Below are 18,916 nucleotides of genomic sequence, written 5' to 3'. Positions count from 1 at the left end.
ACTTAACAGATGAGAGAAGCAGTCATCGTGGCCGGCGCACGGACGCCGGTCGGAAAAGCAAAACGCGGTTCGTTCCGAAACGTTCGCTCGGACGAACTCGCGGGTCACGCGATTAAAGCGACGCTCGAGCGGTCTGGCTACACGGGACCGATCGACGACGTCATCATGGGGTGCGCCATGCCGGAAGCGGAACAAGGGATGAACATCGCCCGTTACGCGGCCGTACGAGGTGGCTTGTCGCACGAAGTACCGGCCATCACGATCAACCGATATTGCTCGTCCGGCCTTCAAGCGATCGCCGACGCGGCAGCGAAAATCATGATCGGTCAAGCGACGGCGGTCATCGCCGGAGGTATGGAATCGATGAGCCTTGTCCCAATGGGCGGCCACGTCATCCGTCCGAACCCGACGATCATGGAGACGGCTCCGGAATACTATATGAGCATGGGCCACACGGCAGAACGTGTCGCGGCCGAATATAACATCTCGCGCGAAGACCAAGACCTGTTCGCCATCGACAGCCACCAAAAAGCGGCGGCAGCGATCGCTGGCGGCAAGTTCGAAGAAGAGATCGTCCCGGTCACGGTCGTCGAGCACGTGCTCGGCGAAGACGGGAAAGTCGCGGAACGTGAACTCGTCGTCAAACATGACGAAGGCGTCCGTGCCGACTCGACGCTCGAGGCGCTCGGTAAACTGCGCCCGGCATTCAAGATCAAAGGCTCGGTGACGGCGGGGAACGCGTCACAAGTGTCCGATGGCGCGGCAGCCGTGCTCGTCATGGAGCGCGAAGAAGCCGAACGTCAAGGCTTGAAACCGATGGCAAAATTCCTTTCGTTCGCGGTCGGCGGTGTCCGTCCGGAAGTGATGGGGATCGGCCCGGTCGTCGCCATCCCGAAAGCACTCGAGATGGCCGGCGTGAAGTTGGAAGAAGTCGGATTGTTTGAACTGAACGAGGCGTTCGCGAGCCAATCGCTCGGCGTCATCCGTGAACTCGGGATCGATCCGTCGAAAGTGAACGTCAACGGCGGCGCGATCGCTCTCGGGCATCCGCTCGGTTGCACGGGCGCGAAACTCGCGGTCTCGATCTTGCATGAGATGAAACGACGCAATGAAAAGTATGGGGTTGTGACGATGTGCATCGGTGGCGGTATGGGTGCTGCTGGCGTCTTCGAATTACTATAAGGGGGAATTGACAATGGAACGTACAGAACACGAATTGATTAAAGGCGGTAGCTTCGTCATCGACGCACTCGACGCGGATCGTTTGTTCACACCGGAAGACTTCTCAGATGAGCACAAGATGATTGGCGACACGACGGCGAGCTTCGTCGACGACCGTGTCATGCCAGTCCTTGGACGCATCGAGAAACATGAGTTCGATCTCTCGGTCGAATTGTTGAAAGAAGCGGGCGAGCTCGGTCTCCTCGGCGCGGACGTGCCAGAAGAGTACGGCGGTTATCAGCTTGATAAGATCTCGTCATCGATCATCACGGAGCGGTTCGCCAAGGCACGTTCATTCGCCCTCAGCTACGGCGCCCACGTTGGGATTGGGACACTCCCGATCGTCTTCTTCGGGACGGAAGAGCAAAAGCATAAGTACTTGCCGAAACTCGCGACCGGAGAATGGATCGCGGCGTACGCCCTCACAGAGCCAGGCTCAGGCTCGGACGCGCTCGGTGCGAAAGCGACGGCCGTCTTGAACGAGGCTGGCACGCACTACGTGTTGAACGGGGAGAAGCAATGGATCACGAACGCCGGTTTCGCGAACGTGTTCGTCGTCTACGCGAAAATCGACGGCGACAAGTTCAGCGCCTTCATCGTCGAGCGTGACTTCAACGGGGTCTCGACAGGGGCCGAAGAACAGAAGATGGGCATCAAAGGCTCATCGACACGGACGCTCATCTTAGAAGACGTCGAAGTCCCAGTCGACAACCTCCTCGGAGAAATCGGCAAAGGGCACGTCATCGCCTTCAACATCTTGAACGTCGGTCGTTACAAACTCGCGGTCGGTGCGGTCGGTTCGTCGAAACGTGCGTTCGATCTCTCGGTCCAGTACGCGAACGAACGTAAACAGTTCAAGACGCCGATCAGCCAGTTCCCGCTCATCCAAGAGAAACTCGCGACGATGGCCGCGAACATCTATGCGATGGAGAGTTCGGTCTACCGGACGGGCGGTCTGTTCCAAGACAGCCTCGACGCCCTCGGCGACGACAACATGCGTGACGGCTCGAAAGTCGCCCAAGCGATCGCTGAGTATGCGATTGAATGTTCATTGAACAAGGTGTTCGCCTCGGAGACGTTCGACTACGTCGTCGACGAAGCGGTCCAAATCCACGGCGGCTACGGCTTCATGACCGAATATGAAGTCGAGAACTTGTACCGTGACTCACGCATCAACCGGATCTTCGAAGGGACGAACGAGATCAACCGCTTGATCGTGCCGGGCACGCTCCTCAAGAAAGCGATGAAAGGCGACTTGCCACTCCTCGCCGAAGCACAGAAACTCCAAAAAGAGCTCATGAGCTACATGCCGCAAGAGCTCGACGGCTCACCGCTCGCACGCGAGAAGATGCTTCTGTCGAACATGAAGAAAATCAACTTGATGATCGCCGGAACGGCCGTCCAGAAATATCAGCAAGACCTTCAGAATGAGCAAGAGATTCTCGCGAAGATCGCCGACATCATCAGCGCCATCTATGCGCTTGAAGCGGCCATCGCGCGGACGGATAAAGCCATCGCCCGCACAGGCGTTGAGAAGAACGGACAGAAAGTCCGCTATACCGAAATCTTCGCCGAGCAAGTGTTCAAGCAAGTCGAACTCATGGCGAAAGAAGTGTTGTACGCGGCCGCATCGGGCGACGAGCAGCGCATGCTCTTGTCGGCGATGAAGAAGTTCAGCCGTTATCAGCCAATCAACGTCATCGGCACGAAACGCGAAGTCGCAGCGAGCCTCATCAAAGCGAACAAGTTTATCGTGTAAGCAAGCGAGAGAAAGGGTGGACCGGACGCGGTCGGCCCTTTCTTTTTGCCTTGCCGACACCGTACAATGGACGGAAGGAGGCGAAGTAGATGAGACGTAAGGCATTGTTAGAACGGATGGATGCGATTGGCCGCTCAGTCGCAGAGCATGATGGGACGCTCATGCTCCTCGCGCTCGGTTCGATCGGGCTCGAGACGAACCGGCTCGACGACTATTCGGACCTCGATTTCTTTTTGATCGTCGAGGACGGACATAAGGCCCGCTTTATCGACAATTTGGATTGGCTCGCCGTCGAGCCGCTGGCGTATCAGTTCCAAAACACGAAAGACGGACATAAGGTCATGTATGAGGACGGCATTTACGCCGAGTTCGCCGTGTTTGAAGTCGTTGAGATGCCTGGCATCGCCTACACGCCAGGCCGTGTCGTCTGGGAGCGGGACGAAGCGCTCCACGCCTTCGCGACGCCTAACGTCGTCACAGACGTCCCTGACGCCACGTATTGCTATGAAGAGGCGCTGACGAACCTATACGTCGGCTTGCTCCGGGAGCGACGTGGCGAGCGACTTGCGGGCTTTGAACTCATTCAAGTCGCGGCTGTCAACAACGTGTTAATTGCGTACGGGGAGACGAGCGACCCGTTTAACCCGACGCGACGGGTCGAAGGGACACATCCGGAGCTCGTCGCACGTCTACAGGAGTGGTTACCCGGTTACGGAAAATCGGTCGAGGCGGCCGCAGCCATCCTCCGCCACATCGAAGCGCACCACTCGGTCAATCCGGCGCTCAAGCAAGAGATTGTGCGCTTGCTTGAAACGTGAACCGACGAATCGGAATATGCTACAGTAACAGGAGAGGTGATGAACATGGTGACACTATATGGCTATCCGCCATGCAGTACGTGTAAAAAAGCAGAGAAGTGGTTGAAAGAGAACGGCATCGACTATACATATATCCATATCGTCGAGGCGACGCCGTCGAAAGACGAGTTGACTGAGCTATGGAAACAGTCGGGTCTCCCGCTCAAAAAATTCTTCAATACGAGCGGCCAAGTATATCGAAATGAAGGCATCAAAGATCAACTGCCAAATCTATCAGAAGACGAACAACTCGAGCTTCTCGCGAGCAATGGTATGCTTTTAAAGCGTCCAATCGTGACAGATGGTCAAAAATCAACTGTCGGATTTTCAGAAAAGTCGTTTACAGACGTTTGGGGCGAAGTGCTATAATACTCGTGTGAGTCTAATTCATTTGAGGGGGAAGTTAAGATGAGCAAAGTACCTGCCAATCTACGTTATTCAAAAGAGCACGAATGGGTTGAAGTGAACGGAAGCGTGGCCCGCATCGGGATCACGGATTTCGCACAAAGCGAACTAGGGGATATCGTCTTTGTCGAACTTCCTGAAGTCGGCGGCACGATTTTACTTGATGAGCCGTTCGGTTCGGTCGAGTCGGTCAAAACCGTGTCAGAGTTGTACGCTCCAATCTCTGGGAAAATCACAGCGGTGAACGAATCACTCGCCGATTCACCAGAACTCGTCAACGAAGCACCGTTCGAAGGCGCTTGGATGATCGAAGTCGAGTTGAACGACGCGTCAGACGTCGACAAACTCATGTCAGCCGAAGAATACGAAGCGATGATTCAAGGCTAAACAAAACCCGGTTTCTCTTCACGAGAAGCCGGGCTTTTTTGTTCATTCGAAATCGAGGCGGTAATGATCAGGCTGGATGAGCGACGTCCGGTTGAACAGGCGGTAGAAGATGATTCCGAGCGTCACCGGGATGAGTCCGAACAAGACGATGACGAGCATGACGTTCCAGAGCGCGAAGCCCCCCGGCATCAAATGCAAGGCGTTGATTGGCCCGATGAGGCCGGAGACGCCGAAACCGGCACTGATCGGCGTCCCTTCGATACGAAGGATGCCTGCGAGCGCTCCGAGGATGGCCGCATTGGCGAGCACGGGCAACATCATGATTGGACGACGGACGAAGTTCGCCATTTGAATCTTCGGTGACCCGAGGAAGTGGGCGATCGACGTTCCGGTCGCGTTCATCTGCCAGCCGGCGATGGCGAGACCGAAACCGGCGGCGACGACCCCTAAGTTGGCGGCCCCGGCCGCGACACCAGACAGACTGATCGCTGTGGCGATGCCGACCGTCGAGATCGGCGAGACGATGATGAGCGAGAACGCCATCGCGATCAACATACCCATCACGATGGGCTGCAGTTCCGTCATCGTCATAATGATCGTCCCGACGTATGTGGTGATTTGTGAGATGTAAGTGAGCAGGAACGCCCCGATCCCTCCGGCGACGACGATGACCGTCATCGGTAAGACGAGTACCGTGTATGTCTTCAAGCGTGGCGACAACTGCATGACGAGGAACGTCGCGAGAGCGGCCGTCACACCGGCCGTGATGACGTCACCGATTCCAGCCATGATGAACGCCCCTTCTTCGATGCGGATGGCGCCGCTCCCGACTTGGGTCGCGATGCCGATCGTGCCGGCCTCGAGTGCCGAGCGTCCGAACTGCATGGCGACGGCGACACCGATGATGACCGGTAAGAGACGCATCGCGATTGTCGTTGCATCTAAGATGAACTGCAGTGACGGAACATAAGGTAAGATGGCTTTCGTTAATTCACCGAGCAAGGCGCTCGGGATGAGGGCGATGAGGATGGCAAGACTGAGGCCGTTCAAGACGTTCATCAAAAACTGTTTTCTGGTAAGCTTCTCTTCCGTCATTGGGGATTCACCTGTCCTTTTCTACTGGTATGCTGTTATGTACAAAAGCAATAAAGTTAATGACCATACTATGCCTCTTTCTAGCAAGCGTCAATATAAAATGTTGAAATGTTCAGAATTTTCCATTTGAGCACAACTTTTGAACCGACCGGTCCGGATTCATATACTTAGAGGAGAGGTGAGAACAATGATTACTGACGGATTCTTATATATATACGCCCCGATGTGCGGTACATGCGCCGTGGCCGAGCGGATGCTCTCGGTCGTCGAGGCCGTCGACCCCGAACTCCAGATTGAAAAGCGCGATGCCAACTTTATCCCGAACGAGCTCGAGGCGTATCAAGTCATGAGCGTCCCGGCGCTATTGAAGCTGGAAAATGGCCAAGTTCGCGATCGTTTGTATGCGTTTCAAAACGTCCAGCACGTCCTATCTTTCGTCAAATGAGATAGGATGATTAGAATAATCTGAAAATTTTAAATAATCAGTTGACACAGAAAGTTCACGAATGATATATTCATTACAACATCTTACTTGAACACAACATAGGTCGAGATTTTCCCGTCAGCAAGACGTTTTCGAACAACCGTTGCATGAGCTTACGCGATTTCAGGTGGACCTTCCCTTCGATTGTCCCCCAAAAAAATCAAGCGTCGGGGCACCGGTCGCGTAATTGCATGGTCCGTTCGAAGACCGAGTGATGATCGGGTAAAAATCCCCCATATAAGGATGAATGCTCTGATCGGGCAAAAGAGGTTCATCTATGGGTTGTCCTTCAGTGACTCAAGGTGCTACGTTCTGTGTCATCCTCGGATGGCACCTTTTTTTAATTTGTCTGAAAAAAATAGTTTGACATGAAAATAATGTGTCGCTATGATAAAGCTAATCAAATACGCAACCACTCTTATCAAGAGAGGCTGAGGGACTGGCCCTATGACGCCCAGCAACCGCGGAGCAATCCGAAATGGTGCTAATTCCAGCAAGGTGTAAACCTTGGAAGATGAGAGCAATCGTTGTCCGTACCGATAAAGTACGCACGTTTGCTCAAACGTGCGTACTTTTTTTGTTGTCAGGAGGGAAATGGATTGATTCAACTACGCAATGTGGCCAAATGGTTCGATACGAAAAACGGTCGGGTCCAGGCGGTCGATGATGTGTCGCTTACCATCGAAAGCGGCGAAATTTTTGGAATAATCGGATATTCAGGGGCGGGGAAGTCGACGCTCATCCGCTTGCTCAACCGACTCGAGGCACCGTCTAGCGGTGAAATCGTGGTCGCCGGCAGCGAGCTGACGAAGCTCACGCCTAAGGAACTACGCGGGGTACGTAAAAACGTCTCGATGGTGTTCCAACACTTCAACCTATTATGGTCGCGCACGGTCGCTGAGAACATCAGCTTCCCGCTCGAGCTCATCGGGGTACCGGCCAGCGAACGCAAACGCCGCGTCCAAGAACTTGTCGAACTCGTCGGCTTAGGCGGACGGGAAGACAGCTATCCGTCGCAACTATCGGGCGGTCAAAAGCAGCGAGTCGGGATAGCCCGTGCGCTCGCTACGAATCCAGAAGTGCTCCTCTGCGATGAAGCGACGAGCGCACTCGACCCGAAGACGACCGATTCGATTCTCGAACTGCTCGTCAGCATCAATAAAAAGCTCGGATTGACGATCGTCCTCATCACCCATGAGATGCACGTCATCCAAAAGATTTGCCACCGCGTCGCCGTCATGGAGGCCGGGAAGGTCGTCGAGACCGGACAAGTCGCCGAGGTGTTCCAACATCCGGAACAGCCGATCACGAAAGAGTTCGTCAAACAGATCGGCGCGGTCGAAGACATGTCGCTCACGTTCGAGCACTTGAAAGCGCGTTATCCGAGCGGTCAAATCGTCAAGCTCAAATTCTTGAACGAGACGGCCGAGCAACCGATTCTGTCAGAAGTGTTGAAGCAACATGACATCGGCTTCAACATCATTGGCGGGAACGTGACGCAGTCACAAGTCGGTGCCCTCGGGACATTATTCATCCAATTGATTGGAGAGCCGGCTGAAGTCGAGCGGGCCATCGCCTCAATCCGATCACAGGCAGTGGAAGTGGAGGTAGAAAGCGATGTTTCCTAATGTAGATTGGCAAGTCATGTTAGAACAGACGTGGGAGACGCTCTATATGACGCTCGTCGCCGGAGCCGCGACGTTCGTCATCGGTCTCGCCCTCGGGATGCTCTTATACGTCACGAACGAACCGCTCATGATGAAAAACCGTCCGATTTACACGGTCATCAGCGCAATCGTCAACGTGTTCCGGTCGATCCCGTTCATCATTTTGATCATCTTGCTCATCCCGTTCACGTTACTCGTCGTCGGGACGATGCTCGGATCGACGGCAGCGTTGCCGGCGCTCATCATCGGTGCGGCTCCGTTCTATGCGCGGATGGTCGAGCTCGCCCTTCGCGAAGTCGACCGCGGCGTCATCGAGGCGGCTGAATCGATGGGTGCGACAAAATGGCAAATCGTCTATAAAGTGTTGTTCCCAGAAGCATTGCCGGCCATCGTGTCAGGCATCACGGTCACGATCGTCGCCATCGTCGGTTATACGGCGATGGCAGGGGTCGTCGGGGGCGGGGGACTCGGGAACTTGGCGTTCCTCGAAGGGTTCCAGCGCTCACAGAGTGACGTCACGTTCGTCGCGACCGTCTTAATCTTGGTTATCGTCTTCGTCATCCAGTTCATCGGCGATCGACTCGTATCAGTAATTGACAAGCGTTCCGCTTGATCTAAATAGAAAATTTGGAGGGGTTTTATAATGAAATCATGGAAAACAGTACTCGGATTGACAGCAGCTTCAGCACTCACGATTCTCGCAGCTTGCGGCGGAGATTCAGAATCAGGTTCGGGCGATGACAAGACGCTCGTCGTCGGTGCGTCAAACGTCCCGCACGCTGAGATTTTAGAGCACATTCAAGACGACTACGAAGAGAAGGGCTATACGCTCGAAATCAAGAAGTTCCAAGACTACGTCCTCCCGAACAAAACGCTCGCGGACGGCGAACTCGACGCAAACTACTTCCAACACGAGCCGTACCTCGAGTCGCAAATGGCTGAGAATAAAGACTACAAATTCGCATCAGCCGGCGGCGTCCACATCGAGCCGATTGGTGTCTACTCACAAGACTACAAATCACTCGATGAGCTGCCAGAAGGCGCTGAAATCATCATGAGTTCGTCAGTCGCTGACCACGGACGAATCCTCACGATGCTCCAATCAGAAGGCTTACTCACGCTCGCAGAAGGCAAGACGACGGACGCGACGGTTTCAGACATCGTCGACAATCCGAAAAATTTGGAGTTCAAGACGGACGTTGAAGCGGCACTTCTCCCGCAAGCGTTCAACAACGGTGAAGGGGACGCGGTCCTCATCAACACGAACTACGCGATCGATGCCGGCCTCAACCCGCTCGAAGACGCGATCGCCCTCGAAGGCGAAGACTCACCTTACGTCAACTTGATCGTCACACGTGAAGGCGACGAAGACGACGAGCGCGTCAAGGCACTCCTTGAAGTCCTCACATCAGAAGAGACACAACAGTGGATCTTGGACGAATACAAAGGTGCAGTCGTACCGGTCAAACAATAATTGTCGTCAAGGCTCGGGACATCCCGGGCCTTTTTTGTTTGGAGTAGTTTTGACGCACCAATAGAAGTACACTACATATATGTAGAAAAAGGGGGGATCCGGATGAACATACGACACATTCATCCGCTGACGCTGGGTGTCTTATTTGGTACATTTTTTGCCCGGCTGTCGACATTTTTTGTTATGCCGTTTTTTGCGATTTATCTTGCGACGCTTGGCTTCTCGGCGAGTGTCATCGGGACGGTGTTCGCCATCTCGGCGTTATCGGGGTTATTCATGAGCTTTTTTGGGGGCACGCTGTCTGACCGCTATGGGCGCAAACAGTTGATGCTCATCGGGATCGCCTTGAATGCGATCACGTTCAGCGGGTTCGCGCTCGTGACGGAATTATTTTGGTTTTACATGTTCTCGGTACTTATGGGCGTGTCACGGTCGTTCCTCGAACCGGCGTCCCGCGCGCTCATCAGCGACACGACGCAACCGGACCAGCGCGTCATCGTCTACAATGTCCGCTACTTTTTAATCAATATCGCGGCGGCGATTGGTCCATTGCTCGCGGTCGTGTTGTCGCTCACCGGGGCGAAGAGCGCCTTCTTCGTCGTCACGGGCGTCTATGTGTTATACGGTCTTGTCATTTCGACGTTGTTCCGGAAATATCCGTTCGAGGAAGGGGACGGCGTCAAAGTCCGGCCGCGCTTGACGGAGACGTTCCGTGTGTTACAACAAGATAAGACGTTCCGCTACGTCATCATCGGGATGATTTTCGCCATCATCGGCTATAGTCAGTTCAATGCGACGTTGCCGCAGTTCATCGCGTTCCATGACGGCTTCAGCGATGGCTCACGTTTGTTCGCCTATCTATTGACGGTCAATGCGATCACCGTCCTCATCGTCCAATATCCGATCATGCGCTTCGGGATTCGCGTGTCGCCGATCAAGTCACTCTTTTTCGGCGTCGGAACGTTGTCTACGGGGCTCCTGCTCATCGGTTTTGCGACCGAGACGTGGGTGTTGTTCATCGCGATGGTCATCTTCACAATCGGTGAGGTGCTCATGTTCACGATGACGGACGTATTGACGGACGAATTGGCACCGGCTCACCTGCGCGGGACGTATTTCGGGGCGATGGGGTTGACGGCGCTCGGTCAGACGATCGGCCCTGTCATCGGCGGGGTGTTGCTCGATGGGTTTGATAACGCCGCGTTGCCAGTGTTTGGAAGCTTGGCCGTGTTGACGGCTTGCGGCGCCTTCTTCTTCGCCGGCGCCTTGAAAGAACGGAAAACAAGTTTGGCCTTAATCGAGGAAAAAGTTGGATAAAGTCTTGATTTCCCGATATTCTCATTCTCAACATTTAAGTTTTATTGAGAATGAATAATAAGGTGAGTCGCTTGAAATAAAAAATTGCCTAGATTAAGATTAGAATATATCTAATCTACGCCAAAAATGGCGAGAAAACGGAAGGGGTATCCGAATGTCTAACGTACCACACATGAAAATTGATGACCTCCGCGTCTCAATCGAAGGAAAAGAGATCGTCAAAGGTCTTAATCTTGAAATTAAAGGTGGCGAAATTCACGCCATCATGGGTCCTAACGGGACGGGTAAATCTACACTCGCATCGGCACTTATGGGACATCCATTGTATGAAGTAACAGGCGGAAGCGTCGATTTGAACGGCGAAGACGTACTCGACATGGAAGTTGACGAGCGCGCGCAAGCCGGAATGTTCCTCGCGATGCAGTATCCTGCTGAAATCAGTGGTGTCACGAATGCCGATTTCTTGCGTTCAGCAATCAACTCACGCCGCGAAGAAGGACAAGAAATCTCACTCATGAAGTTCATCCGTGAACTCGATGCGAAGATGGACGTCCTCGAAATCCCTTCAGAAATGGCACACCGCTATTTGAACGAAGGCTTCTCAGGCGGAGAGAAAAAACGTAACGAGATTCTTCAAATGATGATGATTAAACCGAACATCGCCATCCTCGATGAAATTGACTCAGGTCTCGACATCGATGCGCTCAAAGTCGTCGCCAAAGGCGTCAACGAAATGCGCTCAGAAGAGTTCGGCTGCTTGATCATCACGCACTATCAACGTCTCCTCAACTACATCGAGCCAGACTTTGTTCACATCATGATGGACGGTAAAATCGTCATGTCAGGTGGCAAAGAGCTTGCACAACGACTCGAAGCAGAAGGTTACGACTGGGTGAAGCAAGATCTTGGAATGACAGTAGACACAGAAGCGTAAGGAGGCTGTACGATGACCGTACAATTTGAATTGGATGCACAAGCAGTAGCGGCACGTGCAGAGGCGCTCGGTGGACCGGCATTTATGGTCAACCGTCGCAAAGAAGCAGCAGAACTTGCGCCGACTCTCGCCTTGCCAAAAGTTGAAAAGATCAAGATTGATAAATGGGACTTCGTCTCTGGAGACGTCGAGCTCACGAAGCACGACGGCTTGACGCCTGAAATCGAAGCACTTCTTGGAGACCACCGTACAAACGTGCTCGTTGAACGCAACGGTCATGTCGTCTACAACGAACTCGCGACGCCAGAAGGTGTCCTCTTCATGGGCATCAACGAAGCGATGGAACAACATCCGGACCTCGTCGAGAAGTACTTCATGACGGAAGGTGTCCGCGTGGACGAAGAACGTTTGTCTGCGTTGAACGCTGCCCTCATGAACGGTGGTGCGTTCCTATACGTACCGAAGAACGTCCAGTTGAAAGACCCGCTCCAAGCCATCTTCACGATGGAACAAGCGAACGGCGCGCTCTATCACCACACGATCATCGTCGCGGACGAAGGCAGTGAAGTGACGTATGTCGAGAGCTTCCTCTCGAACACGAACGAGCCGCACACGGTCAACGCCGTGACAGAAGTGTTCGCAGCCGCGAACGCGAAAGTCGTCTTCGGTGGCGTCGATCAGCTTGCTGAGTCGGCCCTCTCGTTCATGAACCGCCGTGGTGTCGTCTATGAGAACGCACGCCTTGAATGGGCGCTCGGTCACATGAATGACGGCAACTCGCTCGTCGAGACGAAGACACACCTCGTCGGAGACAACACGTTCTCAGACACGAAAGCCGTCACGGTCGGTCGTGGCGCACAGAAACAAAACTTCAACATCCGGACGGACCATTTCGGGAAGTCGTCAGAAGGGTTCATCTTGATTCACGGTGTCCAAAAAGACTCGGCTACGGCCATCTTCAGCGGGACATCGATGATTCACCATGGCGCTTCGAAATCGAACGGCGTTCAAACGGAACGTGTCCTCATGTTGTCTGAAAAGGCACGTGGCGACGCGAACCCGATTCTCCTCATCGATGAGGACGACGTCATGGCCGGTCACGCCGCTTCGGTCGGACGCGTCGACGACGTGCAGCTCTACTACTTGATGAGCCGCGGTCTGTCGCGTAAAGAAGCCGAACGGTTGATCATTCACGGATTCTTGAACCCGGTCGTCGAGCAACTTGCGATCGAGTCGGTCAAAGACCGTCTCCGTGAAGTCATCGAAGGGAAAGTACGTTAAGATGATCGATGCCTCGATTCGTAAACAGTTCCCGATTTTAGATCAGGAAATCAACGGTCATCCGCTCGTCTATCTCGACAGCGCGGCGAGCTCCCAAAAACCGCTTGCTGTCATCGAGGCGATCGAGGATTACTATCGCCGCATCCACTCGAACGTGCACCGGGGCGTCCATACGCTCGGGACGCACGCGACGGATGCGTATGAAGGGGCGCGGGAGCGCGTCCGTTCATTCATCAACGCCGCCGTCCCGGAAGAGATCATCTTCACACGCGGGACGACGACGGCGATTAACCTCGTCGCGTCAAGCTACGGGGATGCCAACGTCGGCGCGGGGGACGAGATCGTCCTCACGCCGATGGAGCATCACGCCAACTTGATTCCGTGGCAACAGCTCGCCAAGCGTAAAGGGGCCAAACTCCGTTACGTCGAATTGACGCCGGACGGTCGGGTCACGCTCGACGCGGTCCGTGCCGTCTTGTCGGACCGGACGAAAATCGTTGCCATGAGTCACGTCTCGAACGTGCTCGGTACGATCAACCCGATCGCCGACGTGGCGAAGCTCGCCCACGAGAAAGGCGCGGTCATGGTCGTCGATGCGGCGCAAAGCGCACCGCACCGTAAACTTGACGTGCAAGCACTCGACTGCGACTTCCTCGCCTTCTCAGGCCATAAGATGCTCGGTCCGACCGGGATCGGGGTCTTATACGGGAAGAAACAGTTGCTTAAAAACATGGAGCCGGTCGAATTCGGTGGCGAGATGATCGATTACGTCGACTTGTATGAGTCGACATGGAAAGACATCCCGTACCGGTTCGAAGCAGGGACGCCGATCATCGCCGGCGCCGTTGGTTTGGCAGCGGCCATCGACTTTTTAGAAGACCTCGGTCTCGAGAACGTCGAAGCCCACGAACGGGCGCTCGCGACGTACGCCATCGAACAGATGCGGACGATCGAAGGTATCCAAATCTTCGGGCCAGAGGAACGGGTCGGACTCGTCACATTCAATTTAGGTGAGGTGCACGCCCACGACTTAGCGACCGTCTTGGATATGCAAGGCATCGCGGTCCGGGCCGGCCACCACTGTGCCCAGCCGCTCATGCGTCTCCTGAAGCAATCATCGACAGCCCGAGCGAGCTTCTACTTGTACAATACGAAAGAAGAAGTCGACCGCTTCATCGAAGGGCTACGTCAAACGAAGGAGTATTTCAATTATGAGTTTTAACAATCTCGACATGTTGTACCGACAGGTCATCATGGATCATTATAAAAACCCAAGAAACCGTGGCGTCATCGAAGATGGCGTGACGATCGACTTGAACAACCCGACATGCGGGGATTCACTCCGACTCCAACTCCAAGTCGAGGATGGAATCGTGAAAGATGCCAAGTTTGAAGGGGAAGGCTGTTCGATCAGTCTCGCCTCGGCATCGATGATGACTCAAATCGTGAAGGGCAAGTCTGTTGACGAGGCACTCCAATTGGCCAACATCTTCTCGGAGATGGTCCAAGGGAAAGACTACGATACAGACACGTTCGACCTAGGCGACATCGAAGCGTTGTCTGGCGTCTCAAAGTTTCCGGCTCGCATCAAGTGCGCCACGCTCGCGTGGAAAGCGCTTGAAAAGGGAGTCGACGAGGAAGCGTAAGTAGAAGGAGGAGACCGATATGGCGAAAAACATGCCTGACATTGGCGATTATAAATATGGCTTCCATGACCGAGACATCTCGATTTTCCGTTCAGGCCGCGGCTTGACGAATGAAATCGTAGAGACGATCTCGCGCATGAAAGAAGAACCGGCATGGATGCTCGAGTTCCGCTTGAAATCACTCGAACAGTTCCGCAAAATGCCGATGCCGACATGGGGCGGCGATCTCACGGCACTCGATTTCGATGAGATCACGTATTATGTCAAACCGTCTGAAAAGACAGAGCACTCGTGGGACGAGGTTCCTGAAGAAATCAAACGTACGTTTGACAAGCTCGGAATCCCGGAAGCGGAGCAAAAATACTTGGCAGGCGTTTCGGCTCAGTATGAGTCTGAAGTCGTCTATCACAGCATGCAAGAAGACTTCGAAGCGAAAGGTGTCGTCTTCAAAGATACAGACACGGCGCTTAAAGAAAATGAAGACCTCTTCCGTGAGTATTTCGGAAAATTGATTCCGCCGACGGACAACAAGTTCTCGGCACTCAACTCGGCTGTTTGGTCAGGTGGCTCGTTCATCTACGTACCAAAAGGCGTGAAGCTCGAGCAACCGCTCCAAGCTTACTTCCGCATCAACTCGGAGAACATGGGTCAGTTCGAGCGGACGCTCATCATCGTCGACGAGGGCGCATCTGTCCATTACGTCGAAGGATGTACAGCACCGGTCTACACGACGAACTCACTTCACTCAGCGGTCGTTGAGATTTTCGTCAACAAAGACGCGTACTGCCGTTATACGACGATCCAAAACTGGGCGAACAACGTCTATAACTTGGTCACGAAGCGTGCCGTCTGTGAAGCGGGTGGATCGATGGAGTGGATCGATGGCAACATCGGTTCGAAACTCACGATGAAATACCCGGCTGTCATCTTAAAAGGTGAAGGCTCACGTGGTATGACGCTCTCAATCGCCCTCGGCGGTAAAGGGCAGCACCAAGACGCCGGCGCGAAAATGATTCACCTCGCACCGAACACGTCATCGTCAATCGTTTCGAAGTCGATCTCGAAACAAGGCGGAAAAGTCTCGTATCGCGGTATCGTCCACTTCGGCCGTAAAGCGAAAGGCGCACGTTCGAACATCGAATGTGACACGCTCATCATGGACAACGAGTCGACGTCGGACACGATCCCGTACAACGAGATCTTGAACGACCAAGTCTCACTCGAGCACGAAGCGAAAGTCTCTAAAGTGTCAGAAGAGCAACTCTTCTACCTCATGAGCCGTGGAATCTCGGAAGAAGAAGCGACGGAAATGATCGTCATGGGCTTCATCGAGCCGTTCACGAAAGAATTGCCAATGGAATATGCCGTCGAAATGAACCGTCTCATCAAGTTCGAGATGGAAGGATCGATCGGATAATCTTTAATTAGCGAACTCACCGCAAGGGAGTTCGCTTTTTTTGTCGTGAAACGAAGGCGAGTCGGGTATGCTAAGAGAGAGACTGCTTTTAGGGAGGAATGATTGAATGGAAACGATTGATCCAAAAGACATCACCCGCATCGCCGTCGTCGGCGCCGGCTGGGTCGGTATCAGTTTCGCCTATCAACTGTCGATGGCGGCGCTCTGTGAAGAGCTCGTCTTGATCGACTCGAACCACGCCAAGGCCGAAGGGGAGGCGATGGACCTCAACCACGGCATCTCGTTCGCGCCGAGCCCGGTCCGGATTTGGGCAGGGGACTACTCGGACTGCCGTGACGCCGATATCGTCGTCATCACGGCCGGTGCCGCTCAAAAGCTCGGTCAGACCCAGATGGACCTGGCCGAACAAAACGCGGTCGTCGTCCGTGACGTCACGAAACAAATCATAGCGAGCGGGTTCGATGGCATCATCGTCGTCGCCACGAACCCGGTCAACGTCATGGCGCACGTCGCCTTTGAGGCGTCAGGCTTGCCGAAACACCGCGTCATCGGTTCAGGTACGGTGCTTGACACGGCCCGTCTTCGTTATAAGGTCGGCGAGTACTTTGACTTGTCATCACGGAACTGCCACGTCTATTACATGGGCGAGCATGGCGCCGGGGGATTTGTCGCCTGGGACAATGCCCGCATTTATGGGAAGTCAATGAAGCAGTTACTTGAGGAGAATGAATCGTACCGCCAAGAAGATTTGGACGCCATCTATCAAGGGGTCCGTGATGCGGCGAATCAAATTATCGAATATAAGAGCGCGGCGTACTACGCGATTGGGCTCGGGCTCCTTCGGATCGTCCGCGCCATCGTCCGCAACGAGAACTCCGTCGTGACGATTGGTGCTCATCTCGACGGAGAATACGGTGCCTCTGGGCTCCATATCGGCGTACCGGCCTTGATCGATCGGACCGGTATCCGCCAAATCGTCGAAATCGAACTGACGGACGAGGAACAACAACAGTTCGACGCCTCGGTCGGACGGATTCGTCAAGCGATCGACAAGATTGAATCGAGTTCATAAAAAAGGCCCGGCTGCGATTGCAGCCGGGTTTGTCGTTACGAAGCCTTCTTCTCGGCGACGTCTTTCTTATAATATTTCTCGGACGTGAAGAACTCGGTCGTCAAGCGCTTCACTTCACCGCTCAACATCAAGACGGCAATCATGTTCGGGATGAGGATCATCGCGAGCATGAAGTCGAGGAAGTTCCAAATCATTTGGGCGCCGCCGATCGCACCGATGACGATCGAGGCGATATAGACGACTTTCATCAAGAATCCAGCCTTCAACCCGAACAAGTACTCGGCTTGGCGCGACCCGTAAAAGATGATGACGATGATCGTCGACAAGACGAAGAAGATGAGCGAGATCGTGACGAGCAGGCTACCCGTGTAACCGAAGTACTGTTGGAATGCGATCGTCGTCAGAGCGGCCGGGTCGTTCATGGCGCCGGCCTCTGTCCATACACCGGAAGACAAGACGACGAACGCCGTCGTGCTACAGATGATGAGCGTATCGATGACAATCCCGATCACGGCCCAGAAGCCTTGACGGACCGGATGATCCGTTTGGGCGGCCGCGTGGGCGATCGGTGCCGTCCCGAGTCCAGCCTCGTTCGAATACAGACCGCGGGCGAAGCCCCAACGAATCGTCTCGGCAATCGCGGCACCGGCGAAACCGCCAAGGGCAGCCATCGGTTGGAATGCGTACGAGAAGATGAGCCCGAGTACTTCCGGGATTTGCGAGAAGTTCATCAAGACAATGATGAACCCGGCACCGACATAGACGAGTGCCATCGCCGGGACGATGACCTCCGTCACTTTGGCGATCCGCTTCACTCCGCCGAAGACGACGAGCGCGACGAGGCCCGCGACGATGAGTCCGGTCACGAGCGTATTGCCGTCGAACGTCTCGCGGACGGCCGAACTGACGGCGTTCCCTTGGACCATGATACTCGGGATGAGTTCAATCATGAGGGCGAAGGCGAACCAAGAAGCGAGCCATTTCAACTTCAAGCCTTTGGCCATATAGTAGACGGGACCGCCGACAAATTCCCCGGCCTCGTTTTTCTCGCGGTAACGGACAGCGAGGACGCTCTCCGAGAACTTGATGGCCATCCCGACGACGGCGATGACCCACATCCAGAAGATGGCACCGGGACCACCGAACATGATGGCAGCCGGTACCCCGATGATATTGGCGGCACCGATCGTCGACGACAAGGCCGACGTGAGTGCTTGGCGAGGACTGATGTCGCCTTCGCCTTTTGGTTTTTTAAAGACACTGCCTAACGTTTGTTGCAATATGTATAGCGGGTATCGGAATTGGAAGAACCCTAAACGAATCGTCAAATAAAGTCCAGACAAGACAAGTAATGAGATGATTGGCACTCCCCATAGCCAATCCGAAAACGTCGTCACCATATTCACAAGTTGTTCCACATCACCACTCCTATCCATTATTTTACTTAAATATTATTTCCTAACTATAGCGTCATTAAACCTGTTATTTCACATACAAGGAGGAATACATGCATGAAACAAGCACAACATCTCATCGTATCGGGTCGTGTCCAAGGGGTCGGTTTCCGCTACTTCGCTCAAGCGACAGCGCTTGAATACGGCATCACGGGTTGGGTTCGGAACTTGAATGACGGGACGGTCGAACTTCAAATCGAAGGAGACGCGGAGAGACTCGAATCTTATAAACGTGCTTTATATGACGGCAATCGTTTTGTCGGGGTCGAACGCATCGAAGCCGAAGAGGCGACAATCGAATCCTTCCGGAAATTCGATATCCGTTATTGACCATTTCTCTCATAAAGAGCAATCCTTCCTCATTTGCTCGCCGATAATTTGTAAAATGAGGGAACGGTTCCATATGAAAAATCCACATTTCAAAAAAATAAACATCATTTTTAAGG

19 protein-coding genes and 1 riboswitch are annotated in these 18,916 nt (G+C 53.9%); of the genes, 17 read left to right on the top strand and 2 right to left on the bottom strand.

Going from position 1 to position 18,916, the window contains the following annotated elements:
• The first annotated feature begins 9 nt into the window (after positions 1-9).
• From AC13H5_RS10520 to gcvH, 5 genes are all read left to right on the top strand, one after another.
• Positions 10-1,182: an acetyl-CoA C-acetyltransferase gene (locus AC13H5_RS10520; RefSeq protein WP_131485041.1), complete on the top strand. Its 1,173-nt coding sequence runs from the start codon at positions 10-12 to the stop codon at positions 1,180-1,182.
• A gap of 13 nt (positions 1,183-1,195) precedes the next feature.
• Entirely contained in the window at positions 1,196-2,980 is a 1,785-nt protein-coding gene (locus AC13H5_RS10515; protein ID WP_138859099.1) for an acyl-CoA dehydrogenase family protein, read from the top strand.
• A gap of 89 nt (positions 2,981-3,069) precedes the next feature.
• Positions 3,070-3,798 (top strand): hypothetical protein, encoded by a 729-nt coding sequence (locus tag AC13H5_RS10510; protein ID WP_483545691.1) that lies wholly within the window; start codon positions 3,070-3,072, stop codon positions 3,796-3,798.
• 45 nt (positions 3,799-3,843) lie between these two features.
• Positions 3,844-4,206 (top strand): arsenate reductase family protein, encoded by a 363-nt coding sequence (locus tag AC13H5_RS10505; protein ID WP_483545690.1) that lies wholly within the window; start codon positions 3,844-3,846, stop codon positions 4,204-4,206.
• Between the two features lie 39 nt (positions 4,207-4,245).
• Positions 4,246-4,629: a glycine cleavage system protein GcvH gene (gene gcvH / locus AC13H5_RS10500; protein WP_021065488.1), complete on the top strand. Its 384-nt coding sequence runs from the start codon at positions 4,246-4,248 to the stop codon at positions 4,627-4,629.
• A gap of 42 nt (positions 4,630-4,671) precedes the next feature.
• On the opposite strand, the gene AC13H5_RS10495 is transcribed toward gcvH, so the two are convergent.
• Positions 4,672-5,724, bottom strand: coding sequence for a PTS sugar transporter subunit IIC (locus AC13H5_RS10495; protein ID WP_483545689.1), 1,053 nt, complete (start codon positions 5,722-5,724; stop codon positions 4,672-4,674).
• A gap of 187 nt (positions 5,725-5,911) precedes the next feature.
• Here AC13H5_RS10495 and AC13H5_RS10490 point away from each other — a divergent pair, with 187 nt between their 5' ends.
• The 11 genes from AC13H5_RS10490 (at position 5,912) to AC13H5_RS10440 (ending at position 17,016) form a co-directional block, all read left to right on the top strand.
• Complete coding sequence (locus AC13H5_RS10490) at positions 5,912-6,169, top strand: thioredoxin family protein (protein WP_138859103.1); 258 nt, start codon at positions 5,912-5,914, stop codon at positions 6,167-6,169.
• 454 nt (positions 6,170-6,623) lie between these two features.
• Positions 6,624-6,729: riboswitch (SAM riboswitch) on the top strand.
• Between the two features lie 78 nt (positions 6,730-6,807).
• The gene (locus tag AC13H5_RS10485; RefSeq protein WP_034778457.1) at positions 6,808-7,836 is read left to right on the top strand and encodes a methionine ABC transporter ATP-binding protein; all 1,029 of its coding nucleotides are present in this window, start codon (positions 6,808-6,810) and stop codon (positions 7,834-7,836) included.
• On the top strand, positions 7,826-8,488 hold the full coding sequence (locus tag AC13H5_RS10480; RefSeq protein ID WP_034778455.1) for a methionine ABC transporter permease: 663 nt from the start codon (positions 7,826-7,828) through the stop codon (positions 8,486-8,488). Before AC13H5_RS10485 ends, AC13H5_RS10480 begins: the two co-directional genes overlap by 11 nt.
• Before the next feature lie 30 nt (positions 8,489-8,518).
• Entirely contained in the window at positions 8,519-9,349 is an 831-nt protein-coding gene (locus tag AC13H5_RS10475) for a MetQ/NlpA family ABC transporter substrate-binding protein (protein ID WP_214752980.1), read from the top strand.
• A 102-nt stretch (positions 9,350-9,451) separates the two neighbouring features.
• Positions 9,452-10,666, top strand: a complete 1,215-nt coding sequence (locus AC13H5_RS10470; RefSeq protein WP_214752982.1) for an MDR family MFS transporter — start codon at positions 9,452-9,454, stop codon at positions 10,664-10,666.
• Positions 10,667-10,838: 172 nt separating this feature from the next.
• On the top strand, positions 10,839-11,600 hold the full coding sequence (sufC, locus tag AC13H5_RS10465) for a Fe-S cluster assembly ATPase SufC (protein ID WP_114166887.1): 762 nt from the start codon (positions 10,839-10,841) through the stop codon (positions 11,598-11,600).
• Positions 11,601-11,612: 12 nt separating this feature from the next.
• Complete coding sequence (gene sufD / locus AC13H5_RS10460; RefSeq protein ID WP_034778444.1) at positions 11,613-12,881, top strand: Fe-S cluster assembly protein SufD; 1,269 nt, start codon at positions 11,613-11,615, stop codon at positions 12,879-12,881.
• 1 nt (position 12,882) lies between these two features.
• Positions 12,883-14,103 carry a cysteine desulfurase gene (locus AC13H5_RS10455; RefSeq protein WP_483546556.1) on the top strand — a complete coding sequence of 407 codons (1,221 nt, stop codon included), beginning with the start codon at positions 12,883-12,885 and terminating at the stop codon, positions 14,101-14,103.
• The gene (gene sufU / locus AC13H5_RS10450; RefSeq protein ID WP_034778441.1) at positions 14,093-14,527 is read left to right on the top strand and encodes a Fe-S cluster assembly sulfur transfer protein SufU; all 435 of its coding nucleotides are present in this window, start codon (positions 14,093-14,095) and stop codon (positions 14,525-14,527) included. The genes AC13H5_RS10455 and sufU overlap by 11 nt, the downstream gene beginning before the upstream one ends.
• Positions 14,528-14,546: 19 nt before the next feature.
• Positions 14,547-15,944, top strand: coding sequence for a Fe-S cluster assembly protein SufB (sufB, locus tag AC13H5_RS10445; protein WP_034778439.1), 1,398 nt, complete (start codon positions 14,547-14,549; stop codon positions 15,942-15,944).
• 106 nt (positions 15,945-16,050) lie between these two features.
• A complete protein-coding gene (locus tag AC13H5_RS10440) occupies positions 16,051-17,016 on the top strand; it encodes an L-lactate dehydrogenase (RefSeq protein ID WP_483545688.1) in 966 nt (321 codons plus the stop codon).
• Between the two features lie 35 nt (positions 17,017-17,051).
• Here the strand turns inward: AC13H5_RS10440 and AC13H5_RS10435 are convergent, their stop codons facing one another.
• Positions 17,052-18,452 carry an alanine/glycine:cation symporter family protein gene (locus AC13H5_RS10435; protein WP_251128404.1) on the bottom strand — a complete coding sequence of 467 codons (1,401 nt, stop codon included), beginning with the start codon at positions 18,450-18,452 and terminating at the stop codon, positions 17,052-17,054.
• A gap of 75 nt (positions 18,453-18,527) precedes the next feature.
• Here AC13H5_RS10435 and AC13H5_RS10430 point away from each other — a divergent pair, with 75 nt between their 5' ends.
• Positions 18,528-18,800 carry an acylphosphatase gene (locus AC13H5_RS10430; RefSeq protein WP_034778432.1) on the top strand — a complete coding sequence of 91 codons (273 nt, stop codon included), beginning with the start codon at positions 18,528-18,530 and terminating at the stop codon, positions 18,798-18,800.
• The last annotated feature ends 116 nt before the right edge of the window (positions 18,801-18,916 follow it).

The sequence above is a fragment of the Exiguobacterium sp. FD-YE-25-4 genome (assembly GCF_057004685.1).
Note: the sequence above shows the minus strand (reverse complement) of the source record. Positions and strands in the feature narration are given on the sequence as shown.

Coding starts and splice junctions, on each gene's coding strand:
- AC13H5_RS10520 (WP_131485041.1), top strand. CDS start 10: ATGAGAGAAGCAGTCATCGTGGCCGGCGCACGGACGCCGGTCGGAAAA.
- AC13H5_RS10515 (WP_138859099.1), top strand. CDS start 1,196: ATGGAACGTACAGAACACGAATTGATTAAAGGCGGTAGCTTCGTCATC.
- AC13H5_RS10510 (WP_483545691.1), top strand. CDS start 3,070: ATGAGACGTAAGGCATTGTTAGAACGGATGGATGCGATTGGCCGCTCA.
- AC13H5_RS10505 (WP_483545690.1), top strand. CDS start 3,844: ATGGTGACACTATATGGCTATCCGCCATGCAGTACGTGTAAAAAAGCA.
- gcvH (WP_021065488.1), top strand. CDS start 4,246: ATGAGCAAAGTACCTGCCAATCTACGTTATTCAAAAGAGCACGAATGG.
- AC13H5_RS10495 (WP_483545689.1), bottom strand. CDS start 5,724: ATGACGGAAGAGAAGCTTACCAGAAAACAGTTTTTGATGAACGTCTTG.
- AC13H5_RS10490 (WP_138859103.1), top strand. CDS start 5,912: ATGATTACTGACGGATTCTTATATATATACGCCCCGATGTGCGGTACA.
- AC13H5_RS10480 (WP_034778455.1), top strand. CDS start 7,826: ATGTTTCCTAATGTAGATTGGCAAGTCATGTTAGAACAGACGTGGGAG.
- AC13H5_RS10475 (WP_214752980.1), top strand. CDS start 8,519: ATGAAATCATGGAAAACAGTACTCGGATTGACAGCAGCTTCAGCACTC.
- AC13H5_RS10470 (WP_214752982.1), top strand. CDS start 9,452: ATGAACATACGACACATTCATCCGCTGACGCTGGGTGTCTTATTTGGT.
- sufC (WP_114166887.1), top strand. CDS start 10,839: ATGAAAATTGATGACCTCCGCGTCTCAATCGAAGGAAAAGAGATCGTC.
- sufD (WP_034778444.1), top strand. CDS start 11,613: ATGACCGTACAATTTGAATTGGATGCACAAGCAGTAGCGGCACGTGCA.
- AC13H5_RS10455 (WP_483546556.1), top strand. CDS start 12,883: ATGATCGATGCCTCGATTCGTAAACAGTTCCCGATTTTAGATCAGGAA.
- sufU (WP_034778441.1), top strand. CDS start 14,093: ATGAGTTTTAACAATCTCGACATGTTGTACCGACAGGTCATCATGGAT.
- sufB (WP_034778439.1), top strand. CDS start 14,547: ATGGCGAAAAACATGCCTGACATTGGCGATTATAAATATGGCTTCCAT.
- AC13H5_RS10440 (WP_483545688.1), top strand. CDS start 16,051: ATGGAAACGATTGATCCAAAAGACATCACCCGCATCGCCGTCGTCGGC.
- AC13H5_RS10435 (WP_251128404.1), bottom strand. CDS start 18,452: ATGGATAGGAGTGGTGATGTGGAACAACTTGTGAATATGGTGACGACG.
- AC13H5_RS10430 (WP_034778432.1), top strand. CDS start 18,528: ATGAAACAAGCACAACATCTCATCGTATCGGGTCGTGTCCAAGGGGTC.